This window comes from Nitrospira lenta (assembly GCF_900403705.1).
GTDB classification, from domain to species: Bacteria; Nitrospirota; Nitrospiria; order Nitrospirales; family Nitrospiraceae; genus Nitrospira_D; species Nitrospira_D lenta.
On record NZ_OUNR01000018.1, the window covers coordinates 221,979 to 238,150 of the forward strand.

At 55.0% G+C, this 16,172-nt stretch carries 15 protein-coding genes; all 15 read right to left on the minus strand.

Annotated elements, in window-relative coordinates; genetic code table 11:
- Positions 1-37 precede the first annotated feature (37 nt).
- The gene (locus NITLEN_RS14585) at positions 38-574 is read right to left on the minus strand and encodes a serine O-acetyltransferase (protein WP_121990363.1); all 537 of its coding nucleotides are present in this window, start codon (positions 572-574) and stop codon (positions 38-40) included.
- A gap of 133 nt (positions 575-707) precedes the next feature.
- Positions 708-1,991 carry a glycosyltransferase family protein gene (locus tag NITLEN_RS14590; RefSeq protein WP_219999466.1) on the minus strand — a complete coding sequence of 428 codons (1,284 nt, stop codon included), beginning with the start codon at positions 1,989-1,991 and terminating at the stop codon, positions 708-710.
- Positions 1,988-2,941, minus strand: coding sequence for a glucosamine inositolphosphorylceramide transferase family protein (locus tag NITLEN_RS14595; protein WP_146216209.1), 954 nt, complete (start codon positions 2,939-2,941; stop codon positions 1,988-1,990). The genes NITLEN_RS14590 and NITLEN_RS14595 overlap by 4 nt, the downstream gene beginning before the upstream one ends.
- Positions 2,942-3,041: 100 nt before the next feature.
- On the minus strand, positions 3,042-3,881 hold the full coding sequence (locus NITLEN_RS14600; RefSeq protein WP_121990365.1) for a nucleotidyltransferase family protein: 840 nt from the start codon (positions 3,879-3,881) through the stop codon (positions 3,042-3,044).
- Between the two features lie 56 nt (positions 3,882-3,937).
- The gene (locus tag NITLEN_RS14605; protein WP_121990366.1) at positions 3,938-5,386 is read right to left on the minus strand and encodes an SGNH/GDSL hydrolase family protein; all 1,449 of its coding nucleotides are present in this window, start codon (positions 5,384-5,386) and stop codon (positions 3,938-3,940) included.
- 28 nt (positions 5,387-5,414) lie between these two features.
- Positions 5,415-6,380, minus strand: a complete 966-nt coding sequence (locus tag NITLEN_RS14610; protein WP_121990367.1) for a glucosamine inositolphosphorylceramide transferase family protein — start codon at positions 6,378-6,380, stop codon at positions 5,415-5,417.
- Complete coding sequence (locus tag NITLEN_RS14615; protein ID WP_121990368.1) at positions 6,377-7,312, minus strand: NAD-dependent epimerase/dehydratase family protein; 936 nt, start codon at positions 7,310-7,312, stop codon at positions 6,377-6,379. Before NITLEN_RS14615 ends, NITLEN_RS14610 begins: the two co-directional genes overlap by 4 nt.
- Before the next feature lie 27 nt (positions 7,313-7,339).
- Positions 7,340-8,281: a phytanoyl-CoA dioxygenase family protein gene (locus tag NITLEN_RS14620; RefSeq protein WP_121990369.1), complete on the minus strand. Its 942-nt coding sequence runs from the start codon at positions 8,279-8,281 to the stop codon at positions 7,340-7,342.
- 163 nt (positions 8,282-8,444) lie between these two features.
- Positions 8,445-9,923, minus strand: coding sequence for an SGNH/GDSL hydrolase family protein (locus tag NITLEN_RS14625; protein WP_121990370.1), 1,479 nt, complete (start codon positions 9,921-9,923; stop codon positions 8,445-8,447).
- A complete protein-coding gene (locus tag NITLEN_RS14630; protein ID WP_146216210.1) occupies positions 9,920-10,633 on the minus strand; it encodes an ATP-grasp domain-containing protein in 714 nt (237 codons plus the stop codon). The genes NITLEN_RS14625 and NITLEN_RS14630 overlap by 4 nt, the downstream gene beginning before the upstream one ends.
- 301 nt (positions 10,634-10,934) lie before the next feature.
- Positions 10,935-12,206 carry a DUF4910 domain-containing protein gene (locus NITLEN_RS14635; protein WP_121990398.1) on the minus strand — a complete coding sequence of 424 codons (1,272 nt, stop codon included), beginning with the start codon at positions 12,204-12,206 and terminating at the stop codon, positions 10,935-10,937.
- Between the two features lie 50 nt (positions 12,207-12,256).
- Positions 12,257-12,802, minus strand: a complete 546-nt coding sequence (gene rfbC / locus NITLEN_RS14640) for a dTDP-4-dehydrorhamnose 3,5-epimerase (RefSeq protein WP_121990372.1) — start codon at positions 12,800-12,802, stop codon at positions 12,257-12,259.
- On the minus strand, positions 12,799-14,034 hold the full coding sequence (locus NITLEN_RS14645; protein WP_121990373.1) for a class I SAM-dependent methyltransferase: 1,236 nt from the start codon (positions 14,032-14,034) through the stop codon (positions 12,799-12,801). Before NITLEN_RS14645 ends, rfbC begins: the two co-directional genes overlap by 4 nt.
- Before the next feature lie 85 nt (positions 14,035-14,119).
- On the minus strand, positions 14,120-15,169 hold the full coding sequence (locus NITLEN_RS14650; RefSeq protein WP_121990374.1) for an NAD-dependent epimerase/dehydratase family protein: 1,050 nt from the start codon (positions 15,167-15,169) through the stop codon (positions 14,120-14,122).
- A 147-nt stretch (positions 15,170-15,316) separates the two neighbouring features.
- The gene (rfbF, locus tag NITLEN_RS14655; RefSeq protein ID WP_121990375.1) at positions 15,317-16,099 is read right to left on the minus strand and encodes a glucose-1-phosphate cytidylyltransferase; all 783 of its coding nucleotides are present in this window, start codon (positions 16,097-16,099) and stop codon (positions 15,317-15,319) included.
- Positions 16,100-16,172 lie beyond the last annotated feature (73 nt).

Sequence of the window (16,172 nt, forward strand, 5' to 3'; positions counted from 1 at the left end):
TCTCACTGGTGAATGTTCGCAGAGGCTTTCCCCGCCACTACGGCCGTTTCATCTGAATCATCCTAGGCGCTTCCACAAACACCGTCGCACCGGCAGGAACATTCGTCATAATGACGGTATTGGGACCGATTTTGGCGCCCTCGCCGATCGTGACCTTGCCTAGGATAACCGCACCGGCACCGACGTCGACGCGATGCCCCAGCTTGGGGCCGTCTTTGAAACGCTCCCAGGTCACCGCGCCGATTGTCACATTCTGGCGGATGATACAGTCGTCCCCGATCTCGGTCATGGGATGGATGACGATCCCGCTCTGATGCGCAATTCGAAACCGCCTGCCGATGACAGTCGTGTGAGGGATTTCAATTCCATAATGATTCCGGATATATCGCCACACGATCCTGTACAAGAACAACAAGCTCGACCGGAACACGCCTTCGCTACGCTCCCAGGCCCAGAACCCAACCCGATGAACCGTCAGCGCGCGGAAACCCGGTTCGGTCCAGTCCCGGTTATTCGCGATCCAGTCCTCTTGGATCTGAAGGAGAAGACGCTTAATCAATTCATATTGTTTCATCCGGATTTTACCTCACACACGCTCACCCCCTTACTGGAGTGACGCAACCTCGAACGCATCAGTTGAATCGGGACATCGTAACCACCGTACGGGGTCGAAGAAACGCACTCCCGACGGCCGGAGCCCCCATGGCTTATTGGACCGGAAATGTCCTCGGCAACCTTGAAGATTCTCCGATCCGCCCTTGCTCCCGATGCAGGTCAAGAATAGTCTCAATCGCATTGCGGTAGACATGGGTCCACCGATCTCGTGTATGGTGGGCCCGCGCCGACTCCCAGGCACGTCGGGCCATCCCTTGCAGTTCACTTCCAGAAAGACCGGCAACCCTTCGTACCGCACTCTTAATGTCGTCTACCGAAGAACGTGATAACTCGACGCCGAAATCATCAACGTCGACCCCGCTTTCATAGCTGACGATCGGAATCAACCCTGCATGCATGCCACCGATCACCGATCCGCTCCTCGATTCTGAACAGGAGGCGGAAAGAATCCCGGCACAGCGGTCAGCCAACTCCACAAACCGAGCGCTATCGACCTTGATCCAGCCGACCGTATGGATGTTAGCTGTCTCGTACAGCTCCTTGTGATACACACGCTCGAAATCCTTTTCGCCCTTCACAGGCCCGCAAATAGTCAGATGGCATTCCGGCATATCCGCAAACGCTTCCAAGATCAGGTCGAGCCCCTTGTGTACAAGCCCCCCGCTGTTGAGCCACAGAAAGTGGTTGCGGCAGCCTTCCCAATCTTTCCCGCCTGGCCATGGATATAGCACAGGAGCCGCTACAGGGACCGGAAATATCCGCTTTTTTGCATAGGCGAAGGTATCAATACTAAATTGATTGCCATTCATCGTTGCATAGTCGGCATGCTCGATTCCAAGATGCGGCATCATGAACCTCCAGGGCTTCAGGGTCACGCCCCGGCGTTGCTGGAGCTCCAGCAGGCGACGAGCCTCCGCCGCATTGTGGAACAGGGGATGGGCTGTATCGATATGCAATACCTTAATACAATCCGGATTCATCACTGTGGCCAGTCGTTCGAAGTTCCACCGCGTATCGACAAACAGTGCATACGGTTTCCGAGGCCAAAAGTTCGAGTTATTGAAATTGATCACGTCGACACCGTACCCGAGGTCCAAGAATGTCTTGGCCATCTGAAGCGCCACCCAATAGTTGTGGTGCTCCATCGGAATCGGCTGTCCCGGGTCCAACAAGAACGCTCGAACGACATGCGACAGCAAAACTGTGCCCTTGGAAGGGCCGTCCGGTTCGAGCGATACAACCACGCGGTCGACCATCTCCTGTCCCAAATCCTGTCGGCTCCGCGCCAGGGCGCTCTTCATGACGCTTGCAAGGACATAGGGCTTGGATGATTTCAGTGCCTGGATCCAGCTCGCTCTCGCATGAACGGGTCTCATGCTCCAACCTCCTGGGGCGCCCCGGCAATTCGGCGAAACCCGTCGACACAGGCGATCCACTGCTGATCTCCAATACAGTGCGCATCAATATGATGCATCCCCAACCGATTCCAACCTACCCCGCTGCCGGCAAGGAGAGCGCCCTGGCAGCATGCGGATTCGGCATAACCCGTGGGAGTGAGCTCCGAAATGGCAAACGCCCGCACCGCCGTGCCGTATTCGGGATAACAATCCTGAGCGAAGCGCATCAGGCAACCGTCAACCGGCACGATTCGTCCGGCAGGCCGCGCGATATGCGAATCGCCTGCGATGAGCGGACTGCGCGGATGCTCCTGCCAGGGACCCAACAGATCGTCGGCCCAGTAGAGACGGAGCGTGTCGCATTGCCCGCCGCTGGCAGTTTCCGCGAAAAGCCACCACTTCCCATTGTGATGAACGATTGAGGGATCGGCAAAATATCCACGTAAGAGAATCCCGACCAGCGACCACCGGAGAGGAAACTCAAAGGCTTTATACAGTCGAAGCGTTCCTGCCCCGGTGCTCTCCGGGATCATGTAGAATTCGTGGTTCCATTCGAACAGATAGGGATAAGACAGGTGAAAAGATTCGGCCAGCACAATCTGACGATAGGTCCAGGTTTTCGCATCCTCACTCGTCGCCCATCCGATCTCGCCCTTGGTGGAATCCAGGTTGAGAACTTCGAATAGCATATGCCATTGCCCGGCGGCCTTGAGCATGAAGGGATCAGCCAAATACGCCGCACGGCAATCCATGACATCCTGAGCCTCCAACACGGGGTTGGCAAACCCTGCCGGCCCAAGCTGCAATGGGGACGGCCCGGCGAGCATGCCGATCGACCACTTATGCTCCCCAGCGATCCGGGCATAGCTATCCCGCTGCCTGAAATTCTGAAGCCCATGGGCCATTCGTGTGAATACCCGAGTCAGCATCACATCTTTCTCCTGACAATATTACGTCGGCATCGCCACAGGGTTTACCCGACCAGACAACGTTTTCGATGCGCGACCGCGCCCCGCCTTCCCCATCACCTCATCGGCTTCCGGTCGCCATTCCTGTGAATCGTGGATCCTGCAAGGCTTGCTGCAATCCCAAGGGCGTCCCGATATCCACATACGCCTGATCGGCAAAACAGACGGAGTGAAATCGCAACCCATGCCTGAGTGCGGCTTGAAACACGTGTCCGACCGACAACTCGGGCGCATCCGCAACGGCATCCGGCCCAGCCGTCTGGTCAGAGCGTCCCGACAGAGCTAGATACTCGTGGAGAAATTCCGTAAATGACGGCCTCCATACCGCCAGGATCCAGCCATATTCGAGTGACGTCACCGCAGGCTTGATGTGGATCGACCGGACCGCTCCATCAACATCGCACTCCACCATATCCATCGTCTCTGGACGATCGACTCGAAACAGGCCCAAGACCACATCTGTCCCAGTGGCAGCCTGGCATTCCAAAAGACGGCTAAACGCCTCCTCACCTTCGAAGAGAATATCGGGGAACCCGAACGCGACAATCGCCTCCCCGACAAACGGAAAGGCTTGATCGAGTGTGTACGGGGTCCCGAATGGTCGCCCCATCATCAAATAGCCGAGATGCATCCCCACCGACGTTCCGTCGCCAAAGTATCGGGGAATGTCCCACTTCCCGTCACGCAGAATGACGTAGGCTGTCCGAATCCCCGCCCGGCACATCTTTTCAAGCAAATACTGGGAGACCGCTTTCGGCCGTACCCCGTTCCCGGACTCTGCCGGCTGATACCCGATCGGATAGACCTCTTTACTGCAGGGCAAGGGCGCAATCCTGGCCCCTTGGCCAGCCGCGGGGATGACGCCTACGATGACGCGGGTATGTTGAGTTGAATCGCGCATGAATCAGTTAAATCCCTCGGATGCGGGACACAACCTGATTGACGGCCGCAATACCGTTACTGAGTGCGGAGAGGGAGAGGAGTCCCTCGCACCACTCGAAGCACCTGCTCGCCAACCAGCCGATGGCCGGCGGTGTTGTAATGATTGGACTGCCGGAATGGGAATAGCCCGACGGGATCCGGATGCTGGGAAAAAGCCGGATGGAGATCGATGAACGGCAGCTTCAAATCATTGATCAATCGGAGGACAGACTCGCGATTCTTGTTGGCAAACTCGGGCTTGGCGTAACGCTCCCACTGCGGCAAATACACGAAATACAGTTGCCCGCCCCATCCATGCACCATAGAGTCCGCCTCGGTTAAAATGTCTCGAAAGAGCTTCATGCTCTCCGGACTCACCTCGTGAGACCAATAGGTCAACCGGACACGCTCCGCATCCTCGCGGGTCTGCCCAGCGTACCAAGCCGCCACGGCTTTCTGAAGATGATGTAGCTTGAGCATATCTTCCCATCCCGCCCGTTCGCCGCGCGTTTGCCGAGCCACGCTGACATACTCCCGCAGAATTCGGTCGAGCTCTGGCTGCCGATCGAACAACCCCTGAGAGAAAGGACGGTTGACGTATTGCATCAACAAAGGACTCAGCTGCTCATGCTCCATATCCTGCAAATCATTGCCTTCGTAGTAGAACCACAGGACCACCTTGGGTCGGCGTTGCGGCCCATACTCCTTCAAGGAGGCCAACATGGTGATGGGACCGTTTGAGTCCATTCCGAGCGTGACGGTCCCAGAAAGCTGCTCACGGATTACGCCCACATAATTCTCGCTCGATGGAACACAGGCACCATGGGTGAAGGAATCTCCTATCGCCAGGATGTCAAATTGCGGCAGGTTCCAGATGCCCGGCGGGTTGTGAAACCCATGTTCGTCGCTCTGATACGTGACATACTCCCCACTCTCATTGCAGAAAACCGTGTGCACATTGGAAATGCCTCCAAGTGGCAGAGTTTCGATTCCCTTGACGGACAACGCTTGTAAATGCTTCGTATCGAGCGAAACAGGTCTCAGCGTGGCGTGTGGGAACACGGCTGGATAGGCGGCAATGCCCTGTCGTTCGAAATCCTGAATAACCTGCATTTTATTCCGACGATCAAACGTCGGCTTCTCTTTCGCATTCGCCGCCAGCCTCTCTTGCGTCGATTCTAGCGTATCATCGCTGGGAAACGTGAGCCACTGGGTTGCGGCAAAGTCTGCGCGGGCCGACGCCACTAGCGAGAGCGCGATCTCCCCAACGTAGAGAGCCACGACGGTCGAGACGACAACGAGCACAAGATTGAGCTTTACGATAGGAGGCAGCCAGCGCGCGGCAAACAACCCCAATGCAACCCCCGCCAGAACGACATACCTTGTCGCCATCCCATGAGTGGCGACAAGGTAAACTAGCAACAGCAGCATGCCGGTTCCAAGGCATGCAAGGGTCCAGTCGGCCAAACACGTCAGCTGTTTCATCTAGATATCCTTTCCGTCGCGCATGAGATCATCTCATTGGTTTCAAATTCTCAAGTAAACTGGGGACAGCCGTCCATCCGTCGACACAGGCCAACCACTGCCCGTCCTCCTGGAGATGCGCATCAATGTGATGCATGCCACATTTGTTCCACCCGCTTCCGCTCGGCCCGAGGACCGGGCCGTCTGACGTTGCCTCCGACTGGTAGGCCGTGGGACTCAACTCTGTAATTTCGAAGGCCCGCACATCCACACCATACGTCGGATAGCAGTTCTGCGAAAACCGGATCAACCTAGCTCCCACCTGTATCACCCGTCCGGCCGGTCGGGCTCTCTGCGCATTCAATTCAATGATCGGATTTCTCGGATGCGCCTCCCAGGGTCCCAACAGCTCTTCCGCCATATAAAGCCGCAGTGTGTCAAAGCGTCCCTGACTGGATTCCGTCCACATCCACCACCGGCCCTCGTGACGGATGATCGAACTATCGGAATAGGCATGGCCTTTGAGCAATACTCCCGCCTGCTCCCACTGGTCCGGAAATCGGCGAGCTCGATACAGCCGCACCTCTCCTGTCAGATGCGACTCCGGAATCATGTAATACTCCCCCGCCCATTCAAACACGTAGGGATAAGACAGATGGAACGGCTCGGCCAGTACAACGCGCTGATAGGTCCACGTCAGTCCGTCCAAGCTGGTCGCATAACCAATTTCTCCGTGGCTAGCCCGGTTGTACAATTCAAAAAACATGTACCACATGCCGCCGGCATTGATCATAAACGGATCAGCCACCATCAAGGCGCACACATCCGTCACATCGTCACGCGTGAGCACCGGCTGGGTGAGCCCTGGTACCGGCGCGAGTGCAAGTGGAGAAGTCCCCGTATAGATCCCGATCGACCAGAGATGCTCGAAGTGTTCGGCCTCGAACAAAAGATGGTTGCCGGAGCGAGTGAGTCGTGAGACCAAGTCCTTGAACGAAGTCTTGAGGCGTCTCATCCTCTTCCTCCGCTTCCGTTTGGTGCATTCAGCGTGCTCCGGTACCATTCGACCGTCTGGTGCAAGCCACGCTCAAGGGGCGTCGACGCGCACCATCCCAATTGCGATTCCGATCGAATCACATCAGCCACACACACCGGCTCCATAGGCCGGTCCGGCAGTGCGCCGAACATCGGCTGCGCCGAAGGGCGCATGATGGTAACCAACTGCTCGACCAATGCCCGCACCGACACCAACGACCCGGATCCCAGATCAAGTGTCTGGCCTTCGATCCCCGGACGCTCCGCGGCCGCCAAAAATCCGTCGATCACGTCGTCGACAAAAATCCAGTCTGCTTGCCACTGCCCACTGGATAATTGAGGTGCCTTCCCTTCCAGCAGAGACAGAATGATGGAAGGAATGAGCTTGCGGGTATCCTGGGCCGGCCCATAGGTCATGAATGGCTTTAGAATCACCACCGGCGTCTGATAGAGCGCATGAAACATTCTGCCGTACCCGCTCGCCGCCCATTTCGCCGCAGCATAAGGGGAAACCGGCGTAGCCTCGCGCCCGCCCGTTCTCGGCTCGGTCAACGACCCGGTCAAGACCAGCCGGCGACACCCCGTTTCCGTGATCGCCGTCAGCAGATTGACCGTGCTTTCGAGAAGGCTATGAAATGTCGGCAGTACTAACTCTCGGGCCGGGCTGGCGCCAACAGCTCCGGCCAAATGATAGATGACTTCCGGCTTCACGGAGTCCAACAGGTCTCGAAAAGCGTTCATGTCACCCAAATCCGTTCGCCACCAGCGAATCCCGCTATCTGGCTCTGGCTTCGGCGCCCGCGAGGTGGCATGCACCTGCGCGCCCTGTTCCTTCAAACGGCGGCAGAGATGGCTTCCAAGAAACCCGCTTCCGCCGGTCACTAATACCCTCTGGTTATTCCAAAACGTCATGGTTATGTCGTTCGTTTCGCTTCGCCATTACCGCGAAGTTGGATCAAGATCTTTCGGCTTGTACAAAAGCTCCCCGGCCTCGCCCGTTCCATCGTCATAGAGAGCCACGAGTTCATCGGGAATATGGGAAAAGTCCGTTCCGCGCAGATAGTCGCGCATGGTCGTTCCAGTACATTCCTCATCCACAGTCGGGGCCCCTTTTCTTCCCTTCACATCGTCCAGATGCACCACCCTAAAATCAATACTGAACCTGGTCTTCCCCGACGTATTCGGCACACTGGAGTGCATCTGCGCTCCGGAGAAAAAGACAATCCCGCCGGCTGGAACGATGAGTCGGATCTGGGAATCCAGTTCCAAGGGCTCCGTCGGCTTCGGCAACGGCCTGGGATCCTCTTTTAAAAATTTGGCGACATGCGCCCCCCGATTCTGTTGGTTCCACAGATAATAGTTGTAGCCTTTGGAACTATTTTTAACGGGGCGATTCCAGTACTGGGGGTGAAACGCCATCGCGTTGTCCGCCTGAATGTCATAGATCGGCAACCACCAATTGATCTGACAGGGAGGCGCCGAATACCAGGTGTCGCGGTGGGGATGCCAGGCATACGCGATCCCGGTCGTCAGATAGTTGTCGCTCGTCGAACTGCGCATTTTCGGTACGTCGAAATATGTCTTGTCCAAATCGCACCCCAAGTCCTCGAACATAGCGCGGATCAAGCGCTTGGATTCCGGGTGATGGATAAATCCCGGTTTCAGCTTCAACAGAATGTCGGCGTATTGCTCAACGGACAGATGATACTGCGCCGTTTCTGGGTCCAGCGGCGCAAACGCCTCCTGAATGAGCTGCCTGGCAAAACCCACGAAGGCCAGCGTACTCTTCCTGGGCGAATACACCAACAGTTGCCCCTCAAACAACAACTGTCGTCGGTATTCGTCGTCGCACGTGAGGTCAAAATACACGGTGTTGTTCATGAGTTTCCTCCGGTTCTCCGGCCTGCCTGGGACAAGATTTCAGGTGACATTACTAACGTCATTTACTCACTACTCCCCTATACGCACCAGCACTCCAGCAACCCCCGCGAATCAATGCCATCAAGTAACGGCGCACTCCTCAACTTACGGTCATCTGAACCGATCACGCCTCATGATTTACGCCGGCAAGCGCCTTTAGGATTTCTTCCGCAACCAGTCGATTGCCCTCTTCGGTATAGTGTCCATAACGACGGAACGGGAAGAGACTGACAGGATCCCCATGCTTGATGAAGGCCGGATGGAGGTCAACGACGAAAATACCCAGTTGCTTCACTACCTCTATGATACGATCCCTATCCTTGCTCGCATACTGGACATCCGCATACCGTTCCCATTGAGGCAGATAAACAAATGTCATAGTGCCTCCCCATGCCTCTACACTTACCTTCGCTTGTTCCAGGATGCGACGAAACAGCTCGATATCATCCGCTCGAGCCTGCGTGGTTCGGACAAGGAACTCCCGCGCATCCTTCGGCTTCAACCTCTGAACGGCCTGGGATATCTGCTGCCGGGCATGTGCGAGCTTGATGAAACCTTCCACATCGTCGAGGACACCGGATAGTGAGTGCTGTCGTACGAGATACTGCCTGAGATGTCCAAGCGGTTCGCGGGAATGGCGCACAGATTCCACATACTCCATGAGGGCCTGATCGATCGCGGGCTGTCTCGAATGCAGATGCTGGGAAAACTCCGCCTCAAGGTATCGTCTAAGAATGGGGTTTCGTAGTTCTACTTCCAAATCCGCCAAATCGTTCCCCTCAAAATACTCCCATAACACTACTTTGGGCCGAACAATAGACAAGTACTCCTTGATCGCCGCAAGATCACACAGCGGTCCGTTCCCACTCCGTCCTACGTTTAGGGTCGATGGTTGCTGCTGCCGAATGAGCGAGACAAAGTTTTTGTCAGATGGCACACATTTCCCATGTGTAAATGAATCACCCACTGCCCCAATCTTCAGCTGCCCGCTTCCCCACAGTCCCTTTGGATTGTTGAATCCGTATTCATCGCTTTCATAAATAATGAACTGGCCGCTTTCATTGCAAAGGACCGTGGGCTTGCCTGCAATTCCACTCAACGGCATCACCCCTACGCCATTGATTTTAACCGCCGTGGCGGCTTTTCCTTCTTCCCACCCCTCCAACAGGGCTTCCGCCGCTATATCCGGCCATGCATCGAGACCTTGAGCTCTCAGATCCATGATCGCTTTCAGCTTGCTCCTGGTATCGAACGGAACGGTATGCGCTTGCGCAACTTTCGCCTGCTCTTTGACCACTTCTGCATTGTCTCCAAATGCCATCGGCATATTCGGAGCAATCAGATTCGAAGGGGGCATCAGCTGCAGAACGGCACAAACCGCTTCCGAAAAGTAGCCGGTTGACACCAGAGAGAGCACGGCAAGGGCCATATTAATGCGATGCCGAACCGGAAGTTTGAGTGCCGCAACCAGGCCAACGGCCAGAATCCCTATCGCCAAATAGTGAGCGGCCCAGCCATGCCGCAGGATAAGATAGGCCAAACTGGTGATCGAGAGAACGCTTCCGCCGCCAAGTACCACATTTGCAAACCGTTCCCCCGTCATAGCCTCGATCTCGCGACGAGAGCTCGTCCGATCACGAGAAACTCTGACTGGAAGGCGGCAGAAAGCTTGTTTAATGCTTGCCTCACATCGTTCTCACCAAGATGATTCGGCGGGCCAAAGGGGGTATTGTTGACATCGATAATGTGGATCCTCCCGTCATCCTCATCCCGCAACACATCCACTTCCCCATAATCCAGCCCCATTTCATGACAGAATCGAAGCACTAGGTCGACCTCCTGCGCAGAAAGGACTTCCGACACTTCACAGAGTTCCGCCAAGTTGTTTTGATTGCTGAATCGCCTCTCGATCGGCCGAATCTTTCGATAGCAAAATGGAATTGTCTTGCCGAATACCGGCACACGGATGTCTTCCACGAACTTCCCATCCCGTGAATTGTTGACGACTCGTTGATAAACACATAGTTCATCGACCTGCGCCACGGGCCCCTGGATGATCGTGCCATCATGCAGGGCATTCTCGTTCGATTTTTTCACGCATCGTCCGGTGAATTCCCGTGGATTCACGGCAAGACCGTAGCCGAAGACGGCTTGATGAACCACCTCAACCCTGCATTTTGAAATATCCAAACACCGGCTATTGAGGACCGGCTGCGTCAGGCTCACTCGATCCAGTGTGGCCTCGCGTTGCCGCACCGTGCGGTCTTCCCAATGAATGGCCAAATCGGCCTTGATCCCTCCCCTATCGACCATTCGAACTCCAAGCCGATGGCAGATTTTGAACAGCACCGAATCCGGTTCCGGCTTGTGGGGGAGAGTGAGAATCCTTTTTACTCGACATCCATTGGCAACATAGCGCTTGCAAAACTGCCACTTGCACGACAAGACACGTAAGGAAGGCCTGACGCGGCTGCGATTCAGCATCTGCATCGCCTGCAACATGGTCGCACAGGAATCGCGAACTCCGCGAAGAGGCGCCTTAACCGCTGGCGGGCTTACAGCTCTGATGGCATCCATGAAAGTTCTCACAAGCCTCCCACCCCGTTCAGACCGTTTAGGATTCTTGCGACGGCTGCGGCACCAGCAACGCCTGAGAGCTTAATGCAGAGGCAGCTCTGGCGATCACTTCGAATGGAAGCTGCGAACGTTCGGCAATATCAAGCATGGAGTATCGGCCATCCGAGAGGTTCAGCACCCAGAGCAACGCCATCTCCATAGACTTTTCTCCGGCCTGACCGCCGACCGCCCGATAGAGACCTCGCTTTCCCAACTGCGGTTCACAGTGAGGATTCTGATTGAGATAGGTCAGATTCTGCTCAAGGATGTCCACTGTGGACTGGCAATACCACAAGGACTCTGCCAGAGCCTGAGGCTTCATAAAATCCAAATTGTCCGCTGACGTATGATACTCAGGATATTGACTGTGGGGAGTCCGGCTCAAGCAACCGACGGCAAGATTGAATCCTGGAGAGCAATACTGCCGCTCATCGTACCCGTAGGGAATAAAATCGCAGACCGAATAGGGTGCCCCGCCATGTTTCAGCAGATGGGCCATGACCCGATCAATCTCGGCATCGCCCTGGCGGCTCTTCTTATACGTAATTGGGCCGGCATCGCCGACTCCCGTTAATACCAACCCGTGCTTGATGCGCGACGCCTCATGCTGATGCCGGCTCAACCAGGTAATGGACCCGATCGTCCCCGGAATAAAAAGGAAACGATAGGAGTAGCGGCGCGGTCTCATCTGAAGCCATTCAGCCAAGAACGTAGCGACCGCAATACCCGACAAATTGTCGTTACCGAGCGAAGGATGGCAGACATGCGTTGAAATGAGCACTTCGTCCTGGGACTCCCCAGGAAGAAAGCATTCTCCATACGTCAGATTTCCCTCGGTCATCGATGCGTCGATACATACGTCATATTCGGGATCTGTCAGCGAGAGCAACTGGTTATGACTCAGACAGAAGCCCCAACTCTCCTTATAGTAGGAGGTGCGATAGGGAATCCAATCCGGGCGATCCGGAAGGCTGTGCAGATGCTCCTTGAGCTCGGCGAGCGCCATCCGCTGCTTTACCGGCTGACTATAGCTGACGACGTGCAAATTCGATTTCTGAAAGTCGACTACTCGCTCTCCACGTGCATTCTTAATGTAGGCATCCCGGATGTTCCATTCCAAAGGTACCTTCCAATCAAACACCTGCGTGCCGCTCGGGACCTCATGAACAGTGAGAGAAATCCGCTTTCCGATCTGCTTCAGCGTCTCCCGCACACCGTTTCCCGTGATGCTTCGACAGATCGGAAACAGCTCTGTCGCCCATCGATGCATCTCGCTCCCGACCGGCATTGAATCTGTTCTGCTTTTGCCCCCTTGAGGATTCACGACAATTCCTTTTCAGGCATAAAATCAGGGTACTGCTGATCCCGTTCGGCAATGATGCGAGTATCCGGCGGCCATGCAATCCCGAATTGCGGATCATTCCACCGAACTCCCCCCGCACTCAAGCCTTCGTACCGGTGGGACATTTGATAAAACACTTCTGTGCTATCTTCCAATGTTTGGAAACCATGCGCCATGCCTTCTGGGATGTAGAGCATGTGTCGATTCACACTTGAAAGCACGACGCTGACATATTTCGTATAGGTAGAGGAGCTTGGGCGAAGATCGACGATCACGTCAAATATTGCTCCCGCCGTGCAACGGACCAGCTTTATCTCAGCATGCGGGGCCTTCTGGAAATGCATGCCTCGCAGTGTGCCTCTTTTATGGTTGTATGAGATATTGCACTGCACGAGTGTCGTACTGAGTCCGTGAGACGCAAATTCGTCCCGGCACCAGGTCCGCGCAAAAAACCCGCGGTCATCTTCTTTCCGTTCCGGCTCAATCACATAGGCGCCCTTCAGCGCGGTCTCACGGAAAATCACGGGTAAACCTTGACCTCTGGAATCGGCACGACAAACTTCCCGCCCCAGTCGCGGATGAACGCCATCTGCTCCATCACTTCTTCACGAAGATTCCACGGCAGGATGAGCAGATAGTCCGGACGAGTCTCGCGGACTTTCTCCGGTGAATGAATCTGAATATGAACTCCGGGGAGAAAATGTCCCTGCTTGTGCGGGCTCCGGTCCACCGTATAGTCGATGAAATCCGTTCGGACGCCACAATAATTGAGTAACGTATTCCCCTTTGCCGGAGCTCCGTAGCCTACGACACGCTTCCCTTCCTGCTTGGCGGCTATCAAAAAAGACAACAGCTTTCGTTTCGTCGCCTCGACCTGCGGTCCGAATGAAAGATAGTGATCAAGCCGGCCAAACCCGGCCTTCTCCTCCCGCGCTTTCAAGTCTTGCGCACGGGCTCCAATCGGCTTTGACGAATCTTGTGCATGGCGCGCATAGATTCGAAGCGAGCCCCCGTGGGTCGGGAGTTCTTCTACATCGAACAATGTCATCCCATGGCGGGCAAATACCTTTTCTACGGCGAGGAAGGAGAAGTAGGAGAAATGCTCATGATAGATGGTGTCGAACTGGTTCTGCTCCATCAGCTGAACCAAATGGGGAAATTCCATCGTAATCAGCCCCGTCGGCTTCAAGAGCACTTTCAATCCTTTGACAAAGTCATTCAAGTCCGGAACATGCGCGAGCACGTTGTTTCCAATTATCAGATCCGCCCCCCACCCATCTGTAACAAGACCACGGGCCGTCTTTTCTCCGAAGAAGGCCACCGTGGTGTTGACGCCCTTCTGCTTCGCCACTTCAGCCACATTGGCCGCCGGCTCCACTCCCAGAACAGGCACTCCCCGAGCCACGAAGTTTTGAAGCAGGTATCCATCATTGCTGGCAATCTCGACTACTTTCGAGTCCCGTCCTAACTGGAAACGGTCCGCAATCATATCGACATAACGCTTGGCATGAGCCAGCCAGGAATCAGAGAATGAGGAGAAATAGGCGTAGTCTGAAAAGATGTCGTGCGGCGATGAAAACTGCTCCAACTGCACCAGCAAACATGCGGAGCACACGTACACATGCAGCGGGTAAAACGGTTCCATGCGGCTGCGTTGTTCCGGCTTGATATAGGAATTGGCCAATGGAGACATGCCAAGATCCACAAAAGTGTGCGCCAACGTTGTTCCGCATGACCGACACTGTGATTGCCCCATCAGATGCCCCCTTTTTCCGCACTACTTCGATCTACTCCCGTCACAGACACCCCGTCACGCACAGCGCAACGCGCTTTTCATCATTTCACCGATTTGTCCACACAAGCGCGTCTGAGAGATGACCGCTCTCACGCAACCGCTTCAATGTCACGAGCCTCATGAATTCGCCCGTGCGAAAGTTGTGATCCTGAAACTGCATGGCCGTCAGGCCATCCCGGAGATCAACTACAGCGCCTTGAAGGTCCACGGCAGGGAGGAACCCTTGTGCCAGCTTGGTAAACTTGTCAAAATTGACTCGGTAGGAGCGCTTATCCGGCTGCGCATCCTTGTTGATCGACACCTCCACCCCCGGGACGAGTTTGGCCACTGCAGCCGCAAGATCCTTCACTTGATAATTCCACGCGTCACTCCCCACATTCACGGTCAAACACGCTCCCCCGTCTCGGTGGTCTCGCTGCACGGCCCAATCGATCGCCCGTGCCATGTCTTTGACATGAATCAGGGGACGCCACGGAGTGCCGTCACTCAAAATATTGATCCGCTTGGAGGCGAGTGCCCCAGCCACAAAATCGTTCAGCACGAGATCCAGCCGAAGACGATCACTCATCCCGCAGGCAGTCGCGAAGCGAAGACATGTAGCCGTAAATGTGTCCGATGCCAGTGCGGCGAGATCCTTTTCCGTAGATACTTTTGACTTGGCATAGGCCGTGAGCGGGTTGACCGCATCCTCTTCTCGCCGAGGACCACCCTCAGCAAAGCCATAGACGCTGCAACTCGATGCAAAGACAAACTTTTTTACGCCAGCCTGCTTTGCCTTTTTGGCAAGATCGACACTCGCTCGATAATTAATATCGAGTGTGATGTCCTCAAACAATGCACCCATAGGGTCATTGGAAATCGCACAGAGATGCACCACTGCATCCACTCCCCGAAGCACCTCAGGCGATACGGATCTGATATCGCCAAAATACTGAAGATCGGCACGGCTTTCTGGAAACCGTTCGACACCTGTAAGGCAGTGCGCAAAGTATCCTGCGTCATACCCGACGACCTCAGCACCTGGATACGATTCCTTCAGGCGACGCAGCACCAGAGGCCCCACATACCCCATGTTCCCCGTGATAAGGATCTTCATGATTTTCCCCTCAGTTCAAGGCTTCGCGGATTCGTTTTCATACGTTCCCAACAGATTGATCAAGGCAATGCCGAACCCCCTAGTCAAACCCGCTTCATTACCGGCCTCCTTGCGCCTGCGAAGATGCCGAAAACACCCCCACGCCCACTACCATATTTTCCAAGGAGCCTTACCGGATTGCCAGAGTTCCTCGAGCTGATTCTTTTCACGAAGGGTGTCCATGCAGGACCAGAACCGGTCATGGCGATAGGCTATTAACTGTTTCTCTTGCGTAATTCGCTCGATCGGTCCTCGCTCCCACACGGTGTCATCGCCTGAGATATAGTCGATCACGCGCCTGTTCAAGACATAGAACCCGCCATTGACCCATCCTTCCCCGGCACTCGGCTTTTCCATGAACTCGCTAATCCGGTCACTCGTCTGACTCTCAAAGCCTAGCCGCCCAAATCGCGCTGGCGTACGAACAGAGGTCAGCGTGGCCAACTTTCCATGGGTACCATGAAACTTGACCAAGCTTTGAATATCTATATCGCCCACACCATCTCCATAGGTAAAACAGAAGGTCTCATCGCTCCCTAACCATTGCTTGACCCGCCTTAGCCGACCACCGGTTTGGGTATGTAGACCTGTATCCACTAAGTGCACCTTCCAATCTTCGTGTTTTTTCCCATCATGAATCGTCGTGGCACCGGTTTTCAGATCCACGGAAATATCGTTGTTGTGCGCGTAGAAGTTCAGAAAATACTCTTTGATCATTTCACCTTTGTACCCAAGGGTGATGATGAATTCTTTAATCCCATGCGTCGCATACAATTTCATGATGTGCCAGAGGATTGGTTTTCCACCTATCTCTACCATGGGCTTCGGTCGTATCGTTGTCTCTTCAGACAGCCGTGTCCCTAACCCGCCCGCCAATATCACTGCCTTCATGACCATCCTCCTTCGTGGCGAACCGCCGCAATATTGACACGTCACTTCGCAACAATCACGGGATCAGGAGACG

Excerpts from the sequence above, each read along its gene's own strand:
- NITLEN_RS14585 (WP_121990363.1), bottom strand. The coding sequence starts at position 574 with ATGAAACAATATGAATTGATTAAGCGTCTTCTCCTTCAGATCCAAGAG.
- NITLEN_RS14590 (WP_219999466.1), bottom strand. The coding sequence starts at position 1,991 with ATGAGACCCGTTCATGCGAGAGCGAGCTGGATCCAGGCACTGAAATCA.
- NITLEN_RS14595 (WP_146216209.1), bottom strand. The coding sequence starts at position 2,941 with ATGCTGACTCGGGTATTCACACGAATGGCCCATGGGCTTCAGAATTTC.
- NITLEN_RS14600 (WP_121990365.1), bottom strand. The coding sequence starts at position 3,881 with ATGCGCGATTCAACTCAACATACCCGCGTCATCGTAGGCGTCATCCCC.
- NITLEN_RS14605 (WP_121990366.1), bottom strand. The coding sequence starts at position 5,386 with ATGAAACAGCTGACGTGTTTGGCCGACTGGACCCTTGCATGCCTTGGA.
- NITLEN_RS14610 (WP_121990367.1), bottom strand. The coding sequence starts at position 6,380 with ATGAGACGCCTCAAGACTTCGTTCAAGGACTTGGTCTCACGACTCACT.
- NITLEN_RS14615 (WP_121990368.1), bottom strand. The coding sequence starts at position 7,312 with ATGACGTTTTGGAATAACCAGAGGGTATTAGTGACCGGCGGAAGCGGG.
- NITLEN_RS14620 (WP_121990369.1), bottom strand. The coding sequence starts at position 8,281 with ATGAACAACACCGTGTATTTTGACCTCACGTGCGACGACGAATACCGA.
- NITLEN_RS14625 (WP_121990370.1), bottom strand. The coding sequence starts at position 9,923 with ATGACGGGGGAACGGTTTGCAAATGTGGTACTTGGCGGCGGAAGCGTT.
- NITLEN_RS14630 (WP_146216210.1), bottom strand. The coding sequence starts at position 10,633 with ATGGTCGATAGGGGAGGGATCAAGGCCGATTTGGCCATTCATTGGGAA.
- NITLEN_RS14635 (WP_121990398.1), bottom strand. The coding sequence starts at position 12,206 with ATGCATCGATGGGCGACAGAGCTGTTTCCGATCTGTCGAAGCATCACG.
- NITLEN_RS14645 (WP_121990373.1), bottom strand. The coding sequence starts at position 14,034 with ATGGGGCAATCACAGTGTCGGTCATGCGGAACAACGTTGGCGCACACT.
- NITLEN_RS14650 (WP_121990374.1), bottom strand. The coding sequence starts at position 15,169 with ATGAAGATCCTTATCACGGGGAACATGGGGTATGTGGGGCCTCTGGTG.
- rfbF (WP_121990375.1), bottom strand. The coding sequence starts at position 16,099 with ATGAAGGCAGTGATATTGGCGGGCGGGTTAGGGACACGGCTGTCTGAA.